Below are 20169 nucleotides of genomic sequence, written 5' to 3'. Positions count from 1 at the left end.
AAATTTTATGATCTAGCGTGAAATATATTGATAATATTATTGATAACTATTTGCATTTGCAATAGCGTATTGTCGCGCTGTGGGAAGCGCGTACAGTTTTTCACCACTTATAAACCGACCTGGCGCTGCGTACTTTTTCTGGAATGGATAGTTTACGCAGATGCGGGCGACATCAGGCCAAATGCCGCACCACGGCACATTGGTACTCGTGGCTAAAAGAACAGCAGGACATACAATGAACAACAAGATTCATTCACTGGCCTTATTGGTCAATTTAGGGATTTACGGGGTAGCCCTGCCAGCAATGGCAGAAGATCAAACCGATAGCGTCGCTGTCTCTCCTGAAGACACCATCGTCGTTACCGCCGCCCAGCAGAACCTGCAGGCGCCGGGCGTTTCAACCATTACCGCTGATGAAATTCGTAAGAACCCTCCCGCTCGCGATGTGTCGGAAATCATCCGAACCATGCCTGGCGTTAACCTGACCGGTAACTCAACCAGCGGTCAGCGCGGCAACAACCGCCAGATCGATATTCGCGGCATGGGGCCAGAAAACACCCTGATTTTGATCGACGGTAAACCGGTTACCAGCCGTAACTCCGTGCGTCAGGGCTGGCGCGGCGAGCGTGATACCCGTGGCGATACCGCCTGGGTTCCACCGGAAATGATTGAGCGTATTGAAGTGCTGCGTGGTCCTGCCGCGGCACGCTATGGCAACGGTGCAGCTGGCGGCGTGGTGAATATCATCACCAAAAAGGGCAGCAATGAATGGCACGGCTCCTGGGATACCTATTTCAACGCCCCGGAACACAAAGACGAAGGTTCGACCAAACGCACCAACTTTAGCCTGAATGGTCCAATGGGCGGGGATTTCAGCTTCCGCCTGTACGGTAATCTTGATAAAACCCAGGCCGACGCATGGGACATCAACCAGGGCCATCAGTCAGAACGTACCGGCACTTACGCCAACACCTTACCGGCCGGTCGTGAAGGGGTGATCAACAAGGACATTAACGGCGTGGCGCGCTGGGATTTCGCCCCGCTCCAGTCACTGGAACTGGAAGCCGGTTATAGCCGTCAGGGCAACCTGTATGCGGGTGACACCCAAAACACCAACACCAACCAACTGGTGAAAGATAACTACGGGAAAGAGACCAACCGTCTTTACCGCCAGAACTACTCTTTGACCTGGAACGGCGGTTGGGATAACGGCGTCACCACCAGCAACTGGGTGCAGTATGAACATACGCGTAACTCCCGTACACCAGAAGGCCTGGCAGGAGGTACGGAAGGGATCTTCGACCCGAATGCGTCACAAAAATATGTCGATGCCGACCTGAATGACGTCATGCTGCACAGTGAAATCAGCATTCCGTTTGATCTGCTGGTGAACCAAAACCTGACGCTGGGTACTGAATGGAACCAGCAACGCATGAAGGACATGTTGTCCAATTCGCAGACCTTTATGGGCGGCGATATCCCCGGTTCGAGCAGCACCAACCGTAGCCCGTACTCAGACGCAGAGATTTTCTCCCTGTTTGCTGAAAACAACATGGAACTGACCGACAGCACCATGCTGACGCCGGGTCTGCGTTTCGACCACCACAGCATCGTTGGCGACAACTGGAGCCCATCTCTGAACCTGTCCCAGGGTCTGGGTGATGATTTCACCCTGAAGATGGGGATTGCGCGCGCCTATAAAGCACCAAGCCTGTACCAGCTCAACCCGAACTACATTCTGTACAGTAAAGGCCAGGGTTGCTACGCTACCGGTTCCGCGACCGGAATTGGTTGTTACATGATGGGCAACGATGACCTGAAGGCTGAAACCAGTATCAACAAAGAGATTGGTCTTGAGTTCAAGCGTGACGGTTGGCTGGCTGGGGTAACCTGGTTCCGTAACGATTACCGCAACAAAATTGAAGCAGGTACGGTACCGTTCGACAGAACGTCGATCACCAATAAAGGCAAGACGACTTACACCGATATCTATCAGTGGGAAAATATTCCTAAAGCGGTGGTTGAAGGTCTGGAAGGGACGTTGAACGTACCGGTTAGCGAAACCGTTAACTGGACCAACAACATTACCTACATGCTGCAAAGTAAGAATAAAGAGACCGGCGAACGCCTGTCGATTATTCCTGAGTATACGCTGAACTCAACGCTGAGCTGGCAGGCACGCGAAGATTTGTCGCTGCAGTCCACCTTCACCTGGTACGGCAAACAGCAGCCGAAGAAATACGATTACCAGGGTAAACCGGTAACCGGTAGTTCGGCGAGTGAAGTCAGCCCGTACAGCATCGTCGGCCTGAGCGCGACCTGGGATGTGACGAAAAACGTCAGCCTGACCGGCGGCGTGGATAACGTCTTCGACAAACGTCTGTGGCGTGAAGGTAATGCCCAGACCACGGGCGATATTGTAACCGGGAACTATATGGCGGGCGCTGGCGCGAATACCTATAACGAACCGGGCCGGACGTGGTTCATGAGCGTAAACACCCACTTCTGATAACGCTTTCCCTCTCCTCGCTGCGAGGAGAGGGAAATTATAACTATCATGCACACCACGCACACACCGCTCACTTTCGCAGACCACACGCTGCACATTGTCGAGTTCGATCCCGACAGCTTCTATGAGCACGACCTGCTCTGGCTCCCCCACCACTCTCAGCTTCAGTCCTGTGGACGTAAGCGTAAAGCTGAGCACTTAGCGGGGCGTATTGCCGCAGTACACGCGCTGCGTGAATTTGGTCACAAAACCGTACCCGGCATCGGCGGGCAGCGACAACCGCTGTGGCCACAAACGTTGTTTGGCAGCATTAGCCACAGTGCGTCAACTGCGCTGGCGGTGGTATCGACGCATCCCGTAGGGCTGGATATAGAAGCTATTTTTACGCCACAAACCGCAGTTGAGCTGGCTGACGGTATTATCGATAACCACGAACGACCGATTTTGCATCATTCTGAACTGCCCTTTCCACTCGCCTTAACTCTGGCATTCAGCGCCAAGGAGAGCCTGTATAAGGCTTTTTCCACTCAGGCATCCGGGTTACCAGGTTTCACCAGCGCAAAAATTACCGCACTCACGAATCAGCAATTAACATTGCAAATCATGCCATCATTTTCGCCTAACCTCGCCAATCAGGAAATTAACGTGCATTGGTTTCAACGCGATTACCATGTCATTACTCTGTGCGACGTTACTTTTTAACAAAGTCACCAATCGCCAGATAGGTGGCTTTTGCTTCCTGCGGGACTTTATCCTCCAGCATCAGATAAGCATGCGTCATCCCAGGAAAGTGAACATGCTGTACGGGTATCCTCTCAGCTTGCAGTCTGGCGACAAAAGCAAAATTCTCATCCCGTAAAGGATCCAACCCACCACTGACTACCAGAGTGGGTGGAAAATCCTGGCTCAACGGCAGGTAAAGCGGAGACGTCTGTTTACGATCTTCTCCATTGCGGAAATATTGCTGAAAATACCAGCGTATTTTGCTTTCATCCAGTAGCTTTCCTGCGCCGTTCTCCTGCACCGACGGCCAGTTCAGCGTGTAGTCCAGGCTCGGATAAATCAGCACCAGGCGATGAATAAATCCTGGCTGCTCGCGGGAAAAGTAGGCCGTCAGCGTCGCACTAAATGCACCGCCACCGCTGTCGCCGATAAGCGTGAGTTGGCGAGTGTAAGGAATATGCTGACTTTCGAGCAGCGACCAGACGTTTTCTATTACGGCTTTAGCATCGGAAAGACCAGCCGGATACGGGTTTTCTGGCGCAAGTCGATAATCAACCGACACAACGATATTCCCTGTCGCCATCGCCAGATGACGGGCAACCGGGTCATACACTTCCACGGAACCGCTCAGATGCCCACCACCATGGATAAACAGCACCACCTTCGGCTCTCCGGTCAGTGCCGGACGATAAATCCGTACCGGGATGCGACGCTCTCCGGTATCCACTTCCGTATTGATAATCGCCGCCATCGGTTCTGAGGTGGACACATTTGCTTTTGTCAGTGCTGCTAACCCTGCTCTTGAGCTGAGCGTGTCGTAGCAAAGGTTGGGATTGCGAGGTTGTGCGGCGAGTAAATCAGCCAGAAGCGCGGGCGGTGTTTGCGTCAGCGAGCCGTGTTCCTGTTGCCAGCGCTGTTGATAGCCTTGCTGTTGCATCTGCACAGTCTCAGCGTTGGCTGTCTCACAGGAAAAGCACTCTGCCATCGACTGGCGTTGTCGGCCGTTTTCATCAAAGTTCTCTGCGGCCAACCAGCGCTGTAACACGGCGTCACACTGGGGCCATTCGCTATCAATCATTGATAACCAGTCGCTGTCGCGATTACGCCCCTTGCGCACAATCTTCTGGCGAAAGCGACCTTCAAAGATAAACCCAAGGCGTTCCGCTGCCCGTCGAGAAGCGGTGTTCAGAGAATCGCATTTCCACTCCACGCGACGATAGCCCAACGCAAATGCCTGGCGTAACAGCAGCCAGATGCTTTCGGTGCCGAGAACCGTATTTTTCATACGCGGTGACCAGGTCACATGACCAATTTCGACCGAACCGTGCTCCCGTTCAATCGCCATAAAGCACACCAGTCCGACAGCTCGTCCTGAACGCTGTTCAATGACGGCATAGGGAACCAGAGATGCATCAGTAACTTTCCCCTGCACCCAGCAAGCTGCGGCCTCAACGCTTGTGGGGCGAGAGCTTGCAAGCCAGGTCCAGTCGCGATCGTCCGGCGCCTGCGCGTAGGCATCAAACAGATCGGCGGCATGGCTGTCGGCATCCAGGGGAACCAGTCGACAATATTGCCCTATCAGCGTTTCCCGTGGCAGTACGGCAGCGCCATTCCAGTCCGGCACGACATCGCCGACGGTCTGCCCATAAAGATTTATTTCCGGCACGATTCAACCCCAGTAGCGAAGTAAAAAATAGTTATAACACCGGCCATTACACCTTCAAAGCGTCACAAGGGTGATTTTGACGACGAACAGAAAATCAGCAGTCCTTCTATACTGATTAAAAATCAACGCGGAAGAGAGCCTTATGCCACTACCCGATTTTCATGTTTCCGACCCTTTTACGTTAGGCATTGAACTGGAAATGCAGGTGGTCAATCCGCCAGGTTACGACCTGAGTCAGGACTCCTCCCGGCTGATTGATGCCGTAAAACCGCAGCTCACCGCCGGAGAAGTGAAGCACGATATCACCGAAAGTATGCTGGAGATGGCGACCGGAGTTTGCCGCAATATCGACCAGGCTGATGCTGAATTGTCCGCTATGCAGCAGATAATTATGCGAGTTGCTGCAGAGCATCACCTCGCCATTTGTGGCGGTGGCACACATCCATTTCAAAAATGGCAACGTCAGGAAGTCTGCGATGACGAACGCTATCGGCGCAACCTGGAAAATTTTGGCTATCTTATCCAGCAGGCGACGGTGTTTGGCCAGCATGTGCATATCGGCTGCGCAAACGGCGACGATGCAATTTACCTGCTACATGGCCTGTCGCGATTTGTTCCCCATTTTATTGCGCTCTCGGCCGCCTCACCTTATATGCAGACCTCCGACACGCGGTTTGCCTGCGCGCGACTGAATATATTCTCCGGATTTCCCGATAATGGCCCGATGCCATGGGTGAATAACTGGCAGGAATTCGAGGGGCTATTCCGTCGACTGGCTTACACCAGCATGATTGATAGCATTAAAGATTTACACTGGGATATCCGCCCCAGCCCGCACTTTGGCACGGTAGAGGTTCGGGTAATGGATACACCGCTGACCCTTGATCATGCGGTCAATATGGCAGGACTTATTCAGGCTACCGCCCACTGGTTACTCACCAAACGCCCGTTCAAACACCAGGAGCGCGATTATCTGCTGTATAAATTCAATCGTTTTCAGGCCTGTCGTTTTGGTATGGCGGGAATCGTCACCGACGTGAATACGGGCGATGGGCATCGCCTGGTGGATGACACGCTACGGCTACTGGAGAATGTTGCCGCCTCTGCGGATAAAGTGGGTGCGACCAGCGCGATTGAAGCCTTACGCCTACAGGTTAAACATGGTCATGACGAAGCACAGAATATGCGTGATTTCGTGGCGGAAGGGGGATCGTTGAGTGGTCTGGTGAAAAAACATTGTGAGATTTGGGCGGGGTTGTAAGCGTGGGTATTTGCGTTGCCCGCTGAGATCCCGGACAATAGCTTTTTAACTCAAGTTTAACAATGTCATGAAACACCCGCTTGAATCACTGATGACTGTCGCAGGGATCCTGCTACTGGCTTTTTTGTCTTGCCTGCTGCTGCCCGCGCCCTCACTTGGCCTGGTGCTGGCGCAAAAACTCGTCGCCATTTTTCATCTGATGGATCTCAACCAGTTTTATACTTTACTGTTTTGCCTGTGGTTTTTACTGCTGGGCGTGCTTGAATATTTGGTGCTGCGCTTCATCTGGCGGCGCTGGTTCTCGCTGGCGGATTAGGCCCGCGAGAACCCGTTGCCGTTAATGCGTTCGGCTATGATTTTCTTTGCGATAAGCTCCCGGCGGCTGGCTGAACGTACGGGTGAAAATACGCGTAAAGGTCTGCTGCGAATCGAATCCGTATTTCAAACAGATGTCGTACACTTTCTGGTCGGTATCGCGTAGATCGCGCGCCGCCAGCAGCAGCTTGCGCTCGCGGATGTAACGCCCAAGACTTTCGCCTTTGTACTGCATAAAAAGACGCTGCAGGTGCCATTTGGAATATCCCGCATGGCGTGCAATATCATCAATGCGCAATGGCTGATTCAAATTATCATCAATCCATTCAACAATCGTATCAATTACCTGAGCAGAAATCGTCATCATGCTCTCCCCTGTATTCATTGTGTCACCTGTTGCCACCAGGCCGTAAACGGTTGGTCCGGTTCGGACAGTATTACCGGTTCACCCAGCATTGGCGTCAGCAGTCGGTAATCCTGATGACGGCTGGCAAGCGCCAGTCGTTTGTAAGGATCATCCCAGGTATGTTTCGCCAGAACGAAACGGCCGGCATGCCCTGGCAACACGGCTTTCGCATGCAGATCTGCCGCAGCCTGAGCCGTCTCTTCCGGCATCATGTGAATAAACTTCCAGTCCTGGTCATACTGACCGTTCTCCATAATCGCCAAATCGACAGAGCCAAACTGCTCGCCGATGGCTTTAAAATGCGCTCCATAGCCGGAATCGCCGCTGTAATAAACGTTCTGCTCCGGCGTTTCGAACATGAAGCTCGCCCATAGCGTTTGGTTGCGTTTGATACCGCGTCCCGAGAAATGACGAGCAGGCAGCACATGAACGATCAGCGAATCCGTCACTCTGACGGACTGATTCCAGTCCCGTTCTTCGATTATCTCGCTGCGCATCCCCCAGTAACGCAGATGCGACCCGACGCCGAGCGGCGTAATCACCCGCTTAATTTTCGGCATTAGCGCCTTGATAGTGGCGAGATCCAGATGGTCATAGTGATCGTGCGAGATGATGAGCAGGTCTATCTCCGGCATCGTCTGCGCAGTCCATGGATAATCACCGGCAAAGGCCTTGTTCAGGAACGAAAACGGTGCGGCATAATTGCTGAACACCGGATCAATCAGGATTCGTTGACCCGCCAGCTGTAAATACCACGAAGAATGGCCCAGCCAGACCAGGGTATCCTGCTGCGGCGAAAGCCCGGCGAGATCGGTCGCGACCATAGGTAACGGTTGTGCTGGTCGTGCATTTTCACGCTTAGCGACCAGAAACTCCCACCATGCCGCCAGCATGCCTTTGTTGCCGGTATAGCCCGGTGTCGGCACCTGGTTATGAAACTGTCCATCACGATAGTGCGGTGACTGTTCAACCTGACTCAGTTGTGCCCCTTGCGGCACCTGACCAAACCCGGCATTGAGTACAAACGGTAAACTTGCAGCTGCAGCAATAAGCATAATAACAACCACACAAACTGTGAGACGCTTCATATCCTGACCTTAAACGCGCCCCCTTTCCGCTGGTTTGCGCGACTGACTCTTGATTATGAGTGAGTAAGCACTCATTATAGAAATCGAAAGTTCTCCGTCAAGATGATTTTCAATCTTTGACATTCGCCGTTGCGGCGCAGCAAACGCCGTGATTCAATCATGTTTTTTACAGACTTAAGGGTAAAGTGTAGTGGCTCGTCCGAAGAGTGAAGACAAAAAACTGGCATTACTGGAAGCTGCAACCACAGCATTTGCACAATCAGGTGTTGCGGCTTCGACCGCCGTGATAGCCCGTAATGCAGGGGTTGCGGAGGGAACGTTGTTTCGCTATTTCGCGACCAAAGATGATTTGATCAACGAGCTTTACCTCTTTTTGAAGCAAGACCTTTGTCAGTCGATGATGGCAAACCTGGATCGTTCAGTGACCGATGCCAAAACCATGACTCACTACATCTGGAACAGCTACATTAGCTGGGGCCTGAATCATACCTGCGGACATCGCACCATTCGCCAGTTGGCCGTCAGCGAGAAAATCAGTAAAGAAACAGAACAGAAGGCTGACGATATGTTCCCGGAACTGCGCGATCTTTGCCATCGCTCCGTGCGACCTGAATTTATGTCGGACGAGTATCGCGCCTTTGGCGACGGGCTTTTTTTAACACTTGCAGAAACAACCATGGAATTCGCTGCCCGCAATCCTGCCCGCGCGGCTGAATACATTTCGCTGGGGTTTGAAGCCATGTGGCGCGCCCTGACTCGCGAGGAAAAATAATGGACGGAAAGACACTGCATGCCTGCGCAAAGCGCCTTGCGCTAGAACTGCCTTTCACCGAGCACTGCTGGCCTTTTGGCCCGGAATACGACGTGTTCAAGGTCGGCGGCAAGATTTTCATGCTGGTGTTTGAACATCACGGACGCCCGCTGGTTAACCTGAAATCCGATCCGCAAAAATCACTGTTAAATCAACAGATCTACCCCAGCATTGAACCCGGTTATCACATGAATAAAAAGCACTGGATCTCAGTCTATCCTGGTGACGATATTACCGAGTCATTACTGGCAGAGCTGGTGAATGATTCCTGGCACCGCGTCGTCGATGGCTTGCCGAAGCGGGATCAAAAACGCCTGCGTCCAGGTTGATTTATCGCTAACCCCGATAAGTGTTTTTGCATTTTCCTGTCTTATCTTTTTCCTGCTAACCCTGTACCCTGCTGAAACAAAACGCACCCGCAGGGTATGGAAAATCACCAGGAGTAGTTATGGATATTGTTTCTGTCGCCTTAAAACGTTACTCCACTAAGGCATTTGATCCGAATAAAAAACTGACCGCTGAGCAGGCCGAAAAATTAAAAACGCTGCTGCAGTATAGCCCGTCCAGCACCAACTCTCAGCCATGGCACTTTATTGTCGCCAGCACTGACGAAGGTAAGGCGCGTGTGGCTAAATCCGCAGCTGGCGGCTTTGTATTCAACGAACGTAAAATGCTGGATGCTTCCCACGTCGTGGTGTTCTGCGCCAAAACGGCGATGGACGATGCGTGGCTGGAACGCGTGGTGGATCAAGAAGAAAGCGATGGTCGTTTCGCCACGCCTGAAGCGAAAGCCGCAAACCACAAAGGCCGCACCTTCTTTGCCGACATGCATCGCAAAGAACTGAAAGATGACAACCACTGGATGGCAAAACAGGTGTACCTGAACGTCGGTAACTTCCTGCTGGGCGTTGCGGCGATGGGCCTGGATGCTGTGCCTATCGAAGGCTTTGATTCAGCAGTCATGGATGCAGAATTTGGCCTGAAAGAAAAAGGTTTCACCAGCGTAGTGGTGGTTCCTGTGGGTCATCACAGCGTAGAAGATTTCAACGCCGCGCTGCCGAAATCTCGTCTGCCGCTGGAAACGACGCTGACGGAAGTCTAATCCTCCGCATTTGCATAAGCTCCGCACAGCGGTCATCATAGACCGCTGTTTATTAAGGAGACATTATGCAGGAATTGATATCTCAGGTAGAAGAACTCGGCATTGAAATAAATCACACCACCTCGCTGGTGATGATTTTTGGCATTATTTTTATCACCGCCATTATTGTTCACGTTATTTTGCACTGGGTGGTATTACGCGCATTTGAAAAGCGCGCCAACGCCAGCTCCCGCCTGTGGCTACAAATCATCACGCAGAACAAGTTATTTCACCGGCTGGCATTCACCCTGCAGGGTATCATTGTCAATATACAGGCCGCACTCTGGCTACAGAAAGGCAGCGAAGCCGCAGAAATATTAGTGAACTGCGCACAGCTGTGGATCATGATGTACGCCCTGCTGTCACTGTTTTCTCTGCTGGACGTTATTCTCAATCTGTCGCAAAAACTCCCTGCTGCGTCGCAATTGCCGCTAAAAGGCATATTTCAGGGCATCAAGCTAATCAGCGCAATCCTCGTCGGAATATTGATGATTTCCCTGCTGATTGGCCAGTCACCGGCAATACTGATAAGCGGTTTGGGTGCAATGGCCGCCGTGTTAATGCTGGTGTTTAAAGACCCTATTCTCGGTCTGGTGGCCGGAATACAGCTCTCCGCCAACGATATGTTAAAGCTTGGCGACTGGCTGGAAATGCCGAAATACGGTGCAGACGGTGCTGTTATCGATATTGGCTTAACCACCGTCAAAGTGCGCAACTGGGATAACACTATCACCACTATCCCCACCTGGTCACTGGTATCAGACTCTTTTAAAAACTGGAGCGGAATGTCGGCTTCAGGCGGTCGGAGAATTAAACGCAGCATCAGCATTGATGCCACCAGCATCCATTTTCTTGATGAGGATGAGCGTCAGCGGCTGCATAAAGCCCACCTGCTGAAACCGTATTTAACCACACGTCACCAGGAAATCAGCGAGTGGAATCAGCAGTTAGATGCGCCTGAATCGGTATTGAATCACCGCCGGATGACCAATATTGGCACCTTCCGCGCTTATCTGAACGAGTATTTGCGTCATCATCCGCGTATTCGCAAAGATATGACGTTAATGGTGCGCCAACTTGCGCCGGACGATCACGGATTACCGATTGAAATTTATGCCTTTACCAATACGGTGGTCTGGCTGGAATATGAAAGTATTCAGGCTGATATCTTCGACCATATATTTGCCGTAGTTGAAGAGTTTGGCTTGCGCATTCATCAGTCGCCTACCGGAAATGATATTCGTGCGCTGTCTGGCGCGTTTCAGCGATAAAGCTCAGGTACTGGCGCGTGAAATATAGCGCCAGTCCATCATCACCCTTTCCGTCTGCGCGTCAGGATTTTCTATTTTATTCAGTAATAATCCTACCGCTTTGCGGCCTATATCCCGTGACGGCTGCTCAATGGTCGAAAGCTGTGGAGAAACCATTTCTGCCAGTTCCGTACCGTCGAAACCAACAACGGCGATATCCTGCGGGATCTGTAATCCGGCATCGAAAATAGCGCGCATCGCACCAGCGGCTAGCGTGTCCGATACGGCAAACACCGCGTCGGGTTTCACCTCTGCGGCAAGTAGTGTTTTCATCGCCGCAATTCCTGCACTGGAACTTAATTCACTGGCATATTCCACAGCCTGATATTCAAGCGACAGCGCATGCAGCGCCGCTTTATAGCCGCGTTCGCGCAAACGAGCATATTTATAACTCAGGTCATGATTGATTAAGGCAATTCGTCGGTAGCCCTTATCCACCAGGTGAGATATCACCGACTGTGCGGCGTCAACATCGTTAATACCCACGCAGGAAACCGCGCCTTTGTCAGCATATTCCGCGCACTGAACCCAGGGCGCATCGCCAATCAGCGTAGTTAGTTCCGGTAATTTTGAGAATGCATCCATGGTGATAATGCCATCAACAATTTTCCCCGACAGGAGCTTCAACGCCGATTTTGAGCGGGCTGTATCCGAGCCGGAATTACACAGCAAAATGCGATAGCCATTCTTCTCCGCCTCCTCTTCAATGCCTTTAACAACCTCTGCACAAAAAGGGTTGGCAATGTTGGAAACCATCACCAGAATCATCGAGCTGCGCGCTGTACGTAGCTGACGCGCCAGCAGGTTGGGCTGATAATTGCTTTCTTTAATAGCCTGTAGCACGCGCTCGCGATTTTTGGCTTTGACGGTATCACTGTGATTCAGCACACGCGATACCGTCGCCACCGACACACCGGCAAGCTGGGCGATTTTTTGAATAGACATAACGACGACACATCCTGCGGTTTACGCTTTGCGTTGAGGCTACCATAAAATCGCCGACTGGCGAACCGGATGCGTGTTTAGCGCTGTACTGATACCCAACGCTGCTGCTGATGGCTTTTTATAATTGCATCAATAATATACATCACATCCGCACCATCAGAAAAAGACGCAAATCGACGCTCCGCCGCCGCGGGCATTTTGCCTGCCAACACAGCCTGATAAAACTGCTGCATCATATTCTTGAACGCATCCGGCCAGCCTTCAATATGCCCACCCGGAAAGTGCGCACTGGCAGCTACATCAGCATTCATCAATCCAGGGTCGTCCGTCAGGATCTGGTTCGCCTGCTGACGGTGCCCGACCCAAAGCTGTTGCGGCGTTTCCTGATCCCAGTGCAGTGAACAGTGGCTACCGTTAATTTCAAAGCTCAGGTGATTCTTGCGCCCGGCACTCACCTGCGAAACGCTAAAGCAGCCTTTGCTGCCATCATCAAAACGTACCAGCACCGACCCACGATCTTCCGTCGTAACCGCTTTATCCTCAAATTGCACATCAGCCGTTTGCTGGCCAAACGTGGCGTTACTGGCAATGCTGGCTTTACGAACCGGCCAGACGATAGCCAAATCGGCCATCACCTCGACAATACGTTTTCCAGTCACGAATTGCACCGTATCACACCAGTGCGAACCGATATCCGCTACCGCCCGTGAATCGCCGCCCTGTGCGGCATCGACCCGCCAGTTGTAGTCAGTCTCCAGCAGCATCCAGTCCTGCAGGTAGCTCCCCTGTACGGCAAACAGACTGCCCACGCTGCCGCTTCTGACCATACTGGCCGCCTGCTGCACCATTGCAAACTGGCGATAGACAAAGCTCACGCCGTGCACCACTCCAGCCTGCTGTGCCAGCGTTTCCAGTTCACGAGCCTCTTCCGGCGTCATACACAGCGGCTTTTCTGAAAACACGTGCAGACCCGCGCGTAAAATCTGCCGATTGATGTCGGCATGCAGATGATTCGGTGTACAGTTATGCACTACCTGCAGTCCGGGATGCGCCAGCAGCGCTTCAACGCTGCCGTAGGCATGAGGAATATGAAGAGCATCTGCGCGTTCCTGGGCAACCGCCAGTGAGCTATCACAGAGCGCCACCACGTTCACACCGCCGAGTCGACGCAACGCCTCAATATGTGCAGGCCCAATAAATCCGCTGCCAATAATGCCAACCTGTATCATTTGCGTACCTCATCGCCAGCGGCGAAATCATCAAATGCACGTGCAGAAACCGGAATAATATGGCGCCGTATAAAATCACTCCCCTCACGCGCCCCGGTTTGCGCGTCTTTCAGGCAACACTCCCATTCCAGCACCGCCCAGCCAGGGAAATCATATTGTGTGAGCTTGCTGAAGATCGTTTTGAAATCGACCTGCCCGTCCCCCAAAGAACGGAAGCGCCCGGCGCGATCGAGCCACGGCTGATAACCGCCATAGACACCGCTGCGGCTACTGGCATGGTACTCAGCGTCCTTGACGTGGAACGCTTTAATACGCGAGTGATAGACATCGATAAACCCAAGATAATCCATCTGCTGCAATAACAGATGGCTCGGGTCATAGAGAATGTTGCAGCGAGGATGATTATCAACCAGCGCAAGAAAACGCTCGAACGTCACGCCATCGTGCAGATCTTCGCCGGGATGGATCTCAAAGCAAACATCCACCCCATGGTGATCAAAGCGATCGAGAATCGGTCTCCAGCGGCGCGCCAGCTCCAGAAAAGCCTCTTCAAAGCGCTGACGATTATGCGGTGGCCACGGATAAAAGAAAGGCCAGGCGAGCGAACCTGAAAACGTGGCATGTGCCGTCAGCCCCAGTCTTTGCGAAGCCGCAGCAGCCTGGTGTAGGGTTTCGATGGCCCACGCCTGTCTGGCCTGCGGATTAGCGCGTACAGACGGCGGAGCAAATCCGTCAAAAGCGTCATCGTAAGCCGGATGGACGGCAACCAGTTGACCTTCAAGATGGGTAGATAATTCGCTAATCACTAACCCATATCCGGCCAGCATCCCGCGAATATCATCACAATAGGCCTGACTTACAGCAGCTTGTTCGACATCAAACAGCGACTTGTGATTACACGGGATTTGTAATGCCTTATAGCCCAACTCCGCCGCCCATTTTGCCACGCCTTCCAGGGTGTTAAATGGCGGGCGATCCCCAATAAATTGCGCCAGAAAAATGCCTGGCCCCTTGATGGTTTTCATAACCCCTCCTGAAAATTACGCCTGCTCTTTGTCGTCATACTTGAAAGAGAAAAGGAAAATCAGGGCAATCACTGCGGCAGCGACTGCCGGGATCCACCAGAATGTGGTCCACGCCTGAGGCACGGTTTGCCCCGCCACCAGCCGGTTGTAAAGTGCGCCTGAAATTTGCGAGCCCAGCAGCATACCGATCCCATAGGTAAACATGACGATCATGCTTTGCGCCTGACCTTTTACTTTTTCCCCGGCGATACGATCGGTGTAAATAAAGCCGACCACGAAGAAGAAGTCGTAGCACACGCCGTGCAGCAGAATGCCGAGATACAGCAGGAATCGCCCCTCTTCGCTGATGCCGAGGGCAAAAAATGCGTAGCGCACGAACCAGGCGCACATCCCGATTAACAGCATGTATTTCACGCCCAAACGTCTGAACAGGAACGGGATCACCAGCATGAAGAATATTTCAGACATCTGACCAAACGACATCGCCGTACTGACGTCGCCGACGCCCGCATCAGCAAGAAACGACGCGGTATACGCGTAATAGGTTCCCAACGGTACAGAGATAAGCGTCGCGCAGAGTGAGAAGACAAAAAAGTGACGGACCTTGAGTAAGGCAAAAGCATCCGCACAAAACAGATCACGAACTTTCACCGGCAGTCCTTTCGCCGGTGCAGGCGTGTTGGGCAGCGTCAGGCTGTAGAGCGCCAGAATCACAGAGATAATCGCCGCCAGCGTAAAGATGCCGGTGGTGTCCGAAATTCCGGTTACACCGATAAAGATCCCCGCGACAATCCAGCCAATGGTGCCAAACACCCGCACCACCGGGAAGGTTTTGTCCTTATCCGACAGGCTATGAAAAGCAATATTGTTGGTAAGCGCCAGCGTTGGCATGTAGCACAACGTGTAGCCAAACAGCAGACCAATCAACAGTGCACCGTTTTGCGCCACCAATGCCTGCGGAACAAACCACAGGATTGCCGCGCCAGCAAGGTGCATCACCGCCATCACCTTTTGCGAGGCAAAAAAGCGGTCTACCAGCATCCCTAAGACGAATGGCGACAGAATAGAGGCAATGGGCCCGGCTGAGAACGCATCGCCAATCAACAGCGACATGTTGTGCTGGCTCATCACCAGCCCCAGCGTGACGGACCAACTTCCCCAGATAAAGAACTGTAAGAACATCATTAGCGACAGCCGGGGGACCAGCAGCCGGTACTGTACGCTCTGTTTTCCACTACTTTCGGTTGTTGACACCATTTTTGCCCCATCCTTAAAAAGTAATCGATTACAAATTAGATTCAATAGAAAAGTAATCGATTACAAAACAAAGATCCTGTCAGCAGCAGCAAAATTGCGAGAACGGTCACGATAAACGTTGAGTGAGGATCCGATCCCACCCTGACGATGGGATCGGTAATAACAAGATCGGTAGAAACTTAGCGGGACTTACGACGCAGCAGTTTGAAGGCAACAAACAGGAACAGGATCCACACTGGCAGCAGGATAGCTGACAGGCGCATCTCATCCATCGTACACATCAGCACCAGAATCATGCCAAGGAAAGCAATACACAGGTAGTTCCCTGCCGGATACAGCAGCGCTTTAAACTGCGTGTCACGTCCCTTACGACGCATCGCCGCCCGGAATCGCAGATGTGCCAGGCAAATCATAATCCAGTTCAGCAGCAGCGTTGCCACCACCAGCGCCATCAGCAGGCTAAAGGCCTTTTGCGGCAGTACATAGTTGATGAGTACCACCAGCGACGTAATAGCACCGGAAAGGATCAGTGAGTTCACCGGTACGCCGCGACGGCTGACGCGGGTTAAGAACTTCGGCGCGTTACCCTGAACCGAGAGACCAAATAGCATACGGCTGTTAGAGTAGACGCCACTGTTATACACCGACAGCGAAGCCACCAGGATGACAAAGTTCAGCGCAGAAGCCACTACGTTGCTGTCGAGATTATGGAAAATCATTACGAACGGGCTGCTGTTGGATTTCACTTCCACCCACGGGTACAGCGCCAACAGCACCACCAGAGAACCGATATAAAACAGCAGAATACGGTACACCACCTGGTTTACCGCCTTTGGAATGCTTTTCTGTGGATCCTGCGCTTCCGCGGCAGTAATCCCGATAAGCTCCAGCCCGCCAAAGGAGAACATAATCACTGCCAGCGACAGAATTAATCCGTTCCAGCCGGTAGCAAAAAAGCCGTTGTAACGCCACAAGTTATCGATGCTTGCATGTTCCCCGCCGTTACCGGAAAACAGCATCCACACGCCAAAACCAATCATGCCGATAATGGCCAGTACTTTAATCAGCGCAAACCAGAATTCCGTTTCGCCATACAGACGTACGTTGACCAGATTGACGGCGTTGATGATCACGAAGAATGCCGCGGCCCAAATCCAGGTTGGAACATCGGGCAACCAGTACTGCATGTAGATCCCTGCCGCTGTCAGTTCAGCCATGCCGACCAGCACAAACATCACCCAGTAGTTCCAGCCGGACAGAAAACCCGCGAACGGTCCCCAGTATTTATAGGCAAAATGGGCAAACGATCCGGAAACGGGTTCTTCGACCACCATTTCGCCCAGTTGACGCATAATCAAAAAAGCGATGATCCCGGCAACGCCGTAACCCAGTAACACCGCAGGTCCCGCCATTTGAATAGCCGGGCCAATGCCCAAAAACAGGCCGGTACCAATTGCGCCGCCCAGCGCAATTAACTGAATATGGCGGTTTTGCAACCCTCGTTGAAGCGTCGGCTCGTTCGTCGACGCGGCATCAGACACGCTGGTGTCAGATGCAGTTGACGCGTTTTTCACGCCCTTCCCCTGTGTGGTTTTTATTGAAGGGGCTTCTTTTAACATTTCAACCTGGTTGTCGCAAGGCGCAATCGATTGGATACGCCGGGCTTCCTTGCCCAACGCACCGAGGCTCGGGAGAAAAACAATAGAAAGAAGGCGAGCTGTTATTGTTTATTCAGGTCAATACGTACCACGTTATCTGGCGCAGACGTAGAGTGGTCTTTATTAAATTTCTGTTTCACGGTGACAAACAGGGTTTGCCCATCCGCCGAGAGCAGCAAGCTGTTAGGGTTAGGTGGTAAATCCCAGCTTTTCTTCACGCTGTAATCGGTCGCATTCAGGCTGAGCAATTTCCCTGAATCACGCTGGGTAATATAGATTTCGTTGCGTTTTGCGTTAAATTTCACCGCCAGCGAATCACCCACATCCAATTTTTTCAGCAGCTTACCGGTATGGATATCCAGCACCAGGGTAGTCTTCGCTTTCGAGTTGTCGGTGACAAACAGGCGACCCGTTTGTGCGTCCTCCGCCATATTCAGCAACAGCGCAGGTTGTTCCCCCAGCGGTTGCCAGCGTTTTTCTACGCGCTGATTACGCGGGTTGATAACAAGAATTTCACCGCCGCCGTTAGCTGCATAAATTCGCTGCGTCACTTCTGAATAATGCAGTCCGGTCATCCATTTACCCGTATTTTTAATGCGGGTTTTTAGCTTCAGGGTTTCAGCGTCAACCACCCAAATCACCGCCGGATCCGCCACGGCACCAATATAGAGCAAACCGTTATGCAGTAGCACCTGCCGCGCACCATACGGGAAACCTTCTGGGTTACGTTCCGGGAACAGTACGCGATTTTTCACTTTGCCGTCAGCGGTATTCAGCGCGCTCAGGCCACCATCCAATGAGTTGGTGACATACACCGTTTTACCGTCCGGCGAGATAGCCATACCAAAGTTTTTCATATCGGTATGACTCAAGCCGAGCGTTTTAAGCGTTTTTGGATCCAGCTTGTAAACCACGCCGCCCTGCACATCTTTAAATCCTTCGGCGCTTGCAACGTACAACTCATCCCCTGCCGGGCTAAGCGCCATTTCATATAACCCATCCGCCAGCGCGCGTTGTTGCACATCACTGACGGCAGGTTGCGCTGTTTTTTCCGTAACGCTGGCGTTGCTGGCTGGCGTGGTATGCGCCGCACAACCGCTTAACGCCGCAGCAATCAGCAATGCCAGCGCGGATGTTGTTTTTTTCATTGTCGGGATCCTTACCAGAAGTAATACAGGGAGTTAATAACAAAAGAGAATGAGAACTATACGCATTATCTTTACTGAATCAAGAATAATTACCCGAGAGTAAAAAACATGAAACAGAGGTTTGAAGATGCAGACAGGTGCGCGCGACTTCCGGTTTTTCATAATTACAGTGAATTATTCTGGACGAAAAGGCATCGCAGGCCACAGAATGCGCTTTACTGTTTTTCTAACATTTTCAAACGGGTGAACCTGTTGTACTTCAGCCACTCGTTTTTTAGCCAAGCCAGGCAATGACTGTCATGAATAAGATCATCAAACGACTGGAAATCGTCAAAAGCGCTATTGAACTGGAAGATGAGGAGATTATTTTCCAGCAGGTGGCGCATCTTAAAAATGAGCCTTTGTCAGTCGTACCTGGCACCATTGTGCAGGCGATCGAAGAACGACGCTTTGGTGATGCCCTGCGGGAAATCTCAGCCTGGCTGCAATCTCAACGGGCAGTCTCTACGTGGCAGGATCCCGCCATTGCCGCCAGTAAGCTGGAACTCAAAGCACTCGAAACACAGTTGCGTGACCTGATCGATAAGCGTAACACGCGCATTCAAATCCTCGATGATTTCAACGATCTGTATCACCTTCGTCTTGGACCGCTGATGAGCCGCATTCTCGAACTGCGTAAACAGCTCGCCGCCAGTGCCCAGCGCAAACAGGAAGCGGAGCAAAAACGCCGGGAAAAAGACTATCAATCCTGTCAGCACTATATTTCCCAGGCTGTTGATCAACTAGCCAGGCTCAAGCAGCACTGGATGAACCAGAATTCAGATTCGCGCGAATCGGTGGAAACACGCCAACGTATTCAGCAGCAAACTGAACTGATTACCGCCCTGCTGGCGGAGATTCGTGAGCTGGAAAACGACTTTTCTCGCCAGGATGACAGCGCAACCCGTCAGGCACAGGAAGAGGCCAGCCATGAATATGATGAATATCAGGAGCAGCAGCAGGATGCACAGCATCGTTTTAGCCGTGACCAGCGGCTTTCCTCTGATGAACGTAATGAGTTAAAACGCCTGTGGCGTCAGGCAAGCCGTCTTTGCCACCCGGACGTGGTAGCCGATGATCTGAAAGAGAAAGCGCATCAGATGATGGTGCAGCTTAACCAGGCGCGCCAAAATGCCGATCTTGCCACCGTCCGGGCGCTACTGACTCAATTGCAAAGCGGCCTCGAACCGATGATGGCCAGTGACCGATTGAACGATTTGCAGCATTTACGCAGCAAAATACAGCAGCTCAGAGAACAAATTAACGCGCTGCTCAAAGAGATTACCGAACTGGAAGCCGAAAACGCCTGGCGGCTTGCCACCTCCGTGACAGATAAAGAAGCCTACTTCTCCGATCAACAACGGGCGCTTACGGAAATCCGCAATACACTGGAACAGCAGGTACATCAGGTTGAACAGGAACTGTTGGCGGGCTAAGCCCTATCAGCAATAGCAATCAGAAAAAATAACCTCTTCAAGTGAGTTTTTAAAATTAAGCACAAAAAGCTAAAAATAGGATAATTCCCTAAAAACCTCACAACGCTAAGAATTATCAACCTGGATACTCGAGTTTCAGGTCGATAACTGCAAATTTAGCGATATTTCTCTCTTCCCCTCGACGCCCCTTCACTTTGTCCTG

Annotated in this window: 17 protein-coding genes and 2 pseudogenes; 9 read left to right on the top strand and 10 right to left on the bottom strand. The window is 52.0% G+C overall.

The features are described from left to right. Positions 1-235: 235 nt before the first annotated feature. Positions 236-2509, top strand: coding sequence for a TonB-dependent siderophore receptor (locus tag OGX86_RS16365; RefSeq protein WP_286640297.1), 2274 nt, complete (start codon positions 236-238; stop codon positions 2507-2509). 48 nt (positions 2510-2557) lie between these two features. Next, the gene (entD, locus tag OGX86_RS16360) at positions 2558-3211 is read left to right on the top strand and encodes an enterobactin synthase subunit EntD (protein ID WP_286640296.1); all 654 of its coding nucleotides are present in this window, start codon (positions 2558-2560) and stop codon (positions 3209-3211) included. Here the strand turns inward: entD and OGX86_RS16355 are convergent. Continuing rightward, a pseudogene (locus tag OGX86_RS16355) lies at positions 3201-3914 on the bottom strand (alpha/beta hydrolase); the annotation flags it as partial. The gene entD and the pseudogene OGX86_RS16355 overlap by 11 nt on opposite strands. Positions 3915-4208: 294 nt before the next feature. Continuing rightward, positions 4209-4898 (bottom strand): annotated as a pseudogene (locus OGX86_RS16350) (GNAT family N-acetyltransferase); the annotation flags it as partial. Between the two features lie 142 nt (positions 4899-5040). Between OGX86_RS16350 and OGX86_RS16345 the strand changes: the two are divergent. Both OGX86_RS16345 and OGX86_RS16340 read left to right on the top strand, forming a co-directional pair. Continuing rightward, entirely contained in the window at positions 5041-6159 is a 1119-nt protein-coding gene (locus tag OGX86_RS16345; protein WP_048214731.1) for a YbdK family carboxylate-amine ligase, read from the top strand. A gap of 67 nt (positions 6160-6226) precedes the next feature. After that, positions 6227-6475 carry a DUF1158 domain-containing protein gene (locus OGX86_RS16340; protein ID WP_286640295.1) on the top strand — a complete coding sequence of 83 codons (249 nt, stop codon included), beginning with the start codon at positions 6227-6229 and terminating at the stop codon, positions 6473-6475. A gap of 21 nt (positions 6476-6496) precedes the next feature. Here the strand turns inward: OGX86_RS16340 and OGX86_RS16335 are convergent, their stop codons facing one another. Both OGX86_RS16335 and OGX86_RS16330 read right to left on the bottom strand, forming a co-directional pair. Next, on the bottom strand, positions 6497-6838 hold the full coding sequence (locus OGX86_RS16335; RefSeq protein ID WP_003021996.1) for a RamA family antibiotic efflux transcriptional regulator: 342 nt from the start codon (positions 6836-6838) through the stop codon (positions 6497-6499). A gap of 17 nt (positions 6839-6855) precedes the next feature. Then, positions 6856-7968 carry an MBL fold metallo-hydrolase gene (locus OGX86_RS16330; RefSeq protein ID WP_286640294.1) on the bottom strand — a complete coding sequence of 371 codons (1113 nt, stop codon included), beginning with the start codon at positions 7966-7968 and terminating at the stop codon, positions 6856-6858. A 190-nt stretch (positions 7969-8158) separates the two neighbouring features. Here OGX86_RS16330 and OGX86_RS16325 point away from each other — a divergent pair, with 190 nt between their 5' ends. From OGX86_RS16325 to OGX86_RS16310, 4 genes are all read left to right on the top strand, one after another. Then, on the top strand, positions 8159-8740 hold the full coding sequence (locus tag OGX86_RS16325) for a TetR/AcrR family transcriptional regulator (protein ID WP_048226159.1): 582 nt from the start codon (positions 8159-8161) through the stop codon (positions 8738-8740). Further along, positions 8740-9108 carry an MmcQ/YjbR family DNA-binding protein gene (locus OGX86_RS16320; protein WP_103015062.1) on the top strand — a complete coding sequence of 123 codons (369 nt, stop codon included), beginning with the start codon at positions 8740-8742 and terminating at the stop codon, positions 9106-9108. Before OGX86_RS16325 ends, OGX86_RS16320 begins: the two co-directional genes overlap by 1 nt. Before the next feature lie 119 nt (positions 9109-9227). Then, entirely contained in the window at positions 9228-9881 is a 654-nt protein-coding gene (gene nfsB / locus OGX86_RS16315; protein WP_048214736.1) for an oxygen-insensitive NAD(P)H nitroreductase, read from the top strand. A gap of 65 nt (positions 9882-9946) precedes the next feature. Then, positions 9947-11191 carry a mechanosensitive ion channel family protein gene (locus OGX86_RS16310; protein WP_128317217.1) on the top strand — a complete coding sequence of 415 codons (1245 nt, stop codon included), beginning with the start codon at positions 9947-9949 and terminating at the stop codon, positions 11189-11191. Between the two features lie 3 nt (positions 11192-11194). Here OGX86_RS16310 and OGX86_RS16305 read toward each other — a convergent pair whose 3' ends face one another. The 6 genes from OGX86_RS16305 to OGX86_RS16280 all read right to left on the bottom strand — a co-directional run bounded on the left by OGX86_RS16305 (position 11195) and on the right by OGX86_RS16280 (position 18492). Then, positions 11195-12175, bottom strand: a complete 981-nt coding sequence (locus tag OGX86_RS16305) for a LacI family DNA-binding transcriptional regulator (protein WP_003831159.1) — start codon at positions 12173-12175, stop codon at positions 11195-11197. A gap of 77 nt (positions 12176-12252) precedes the next feature. Next, positions 12253-13404: a Gfo/Idh/MocA family protein gene (locus OGX86_RS16300; protein WP_286640293.1), complete on the bottom strand. Its 1152-nt coding sequence runs from the start codon at positions 13402-13404 to the stop codon at positions 12253-12255. Next, positions 13401-14429 carry a sugar phosphate isomerase/epimerase family protein gene (locus OGX86_RS16295; RefSeq protein ID WP_048235922.1) on the bottom strand — a complete coding sequence of 343 codons (1029 nt, stop codon included), beginning with the start codon at positions 14427-14429 and terminating at the stop codon, positions 13401-13403. The genes OGX86_RS16300 and OGX86_RS16295 overlap by 4 nt, the downstream gene beginning before the upstream one ends. 15 nt (positions 14430-14444) lie before the next feature. Further along, a complete protein-coding gene (locus OGX86_RS16290) occupies positions 14445-15686 on the bottom strand; it encodes an MFS transporter (protein WP_032942623.1) in 1242 nt (413 codons plus the stop codon). 179 nt (positions 15687-15865) lie between these two features. Beyond that, positions 15866-17260, bottom strand: coding sequence for a phenylalanine transporter (gene pheP, locus OGX86_RS16285; protein ID WP_008784036.1), 1395 nt, complete (start codon positions 17258-17260; stop codon positions 15866-15868). A gap of 146 nt (positions 17261-17406) precedes the next feature. Then, a complete protein-coding gene (locus tag OGX86_RS16280; protein ID WP_286640292.1) occupies positions 17407-18492 on the bottom strand; it encodes a YncE family protein in 1086 nt (361 codons plus the stop codon). A gap of 299 nt (positions 18493-18791) precedes the next feature. On the opposite strand from OGX86_RS16280, the gene OGX86_RS16275 reads away from it, so the two are divergent. Continuing rightward, positions 18792-19967 (top strand): coiled-coil domain-containing protein, encoded by a 1176-nt coding sequence (locus OGX86_RS16275; protein ID WP_048226175.1) that lies wholly within the window; start codon positions 18792-18794, stop codon positions 19965-19967. The last annotated feature ends 202 nt before the right edge of the window (positions 19968-20169 follow it).

This window comes from Citrobacter sp. Cpo040 (assembly GCF_030332915.1).
In the GTDB taxonomy this organism is placed as follows: Bacteria; Pseudomonadota; Gammaproteobacteria; order Enterobacterales; family Enterobacteriaceae; genus Citrobacter; species Citrobacter portucalensis.
This window is presented reverse-complemented; position numbering and strand designations above follow the sequence as displayed.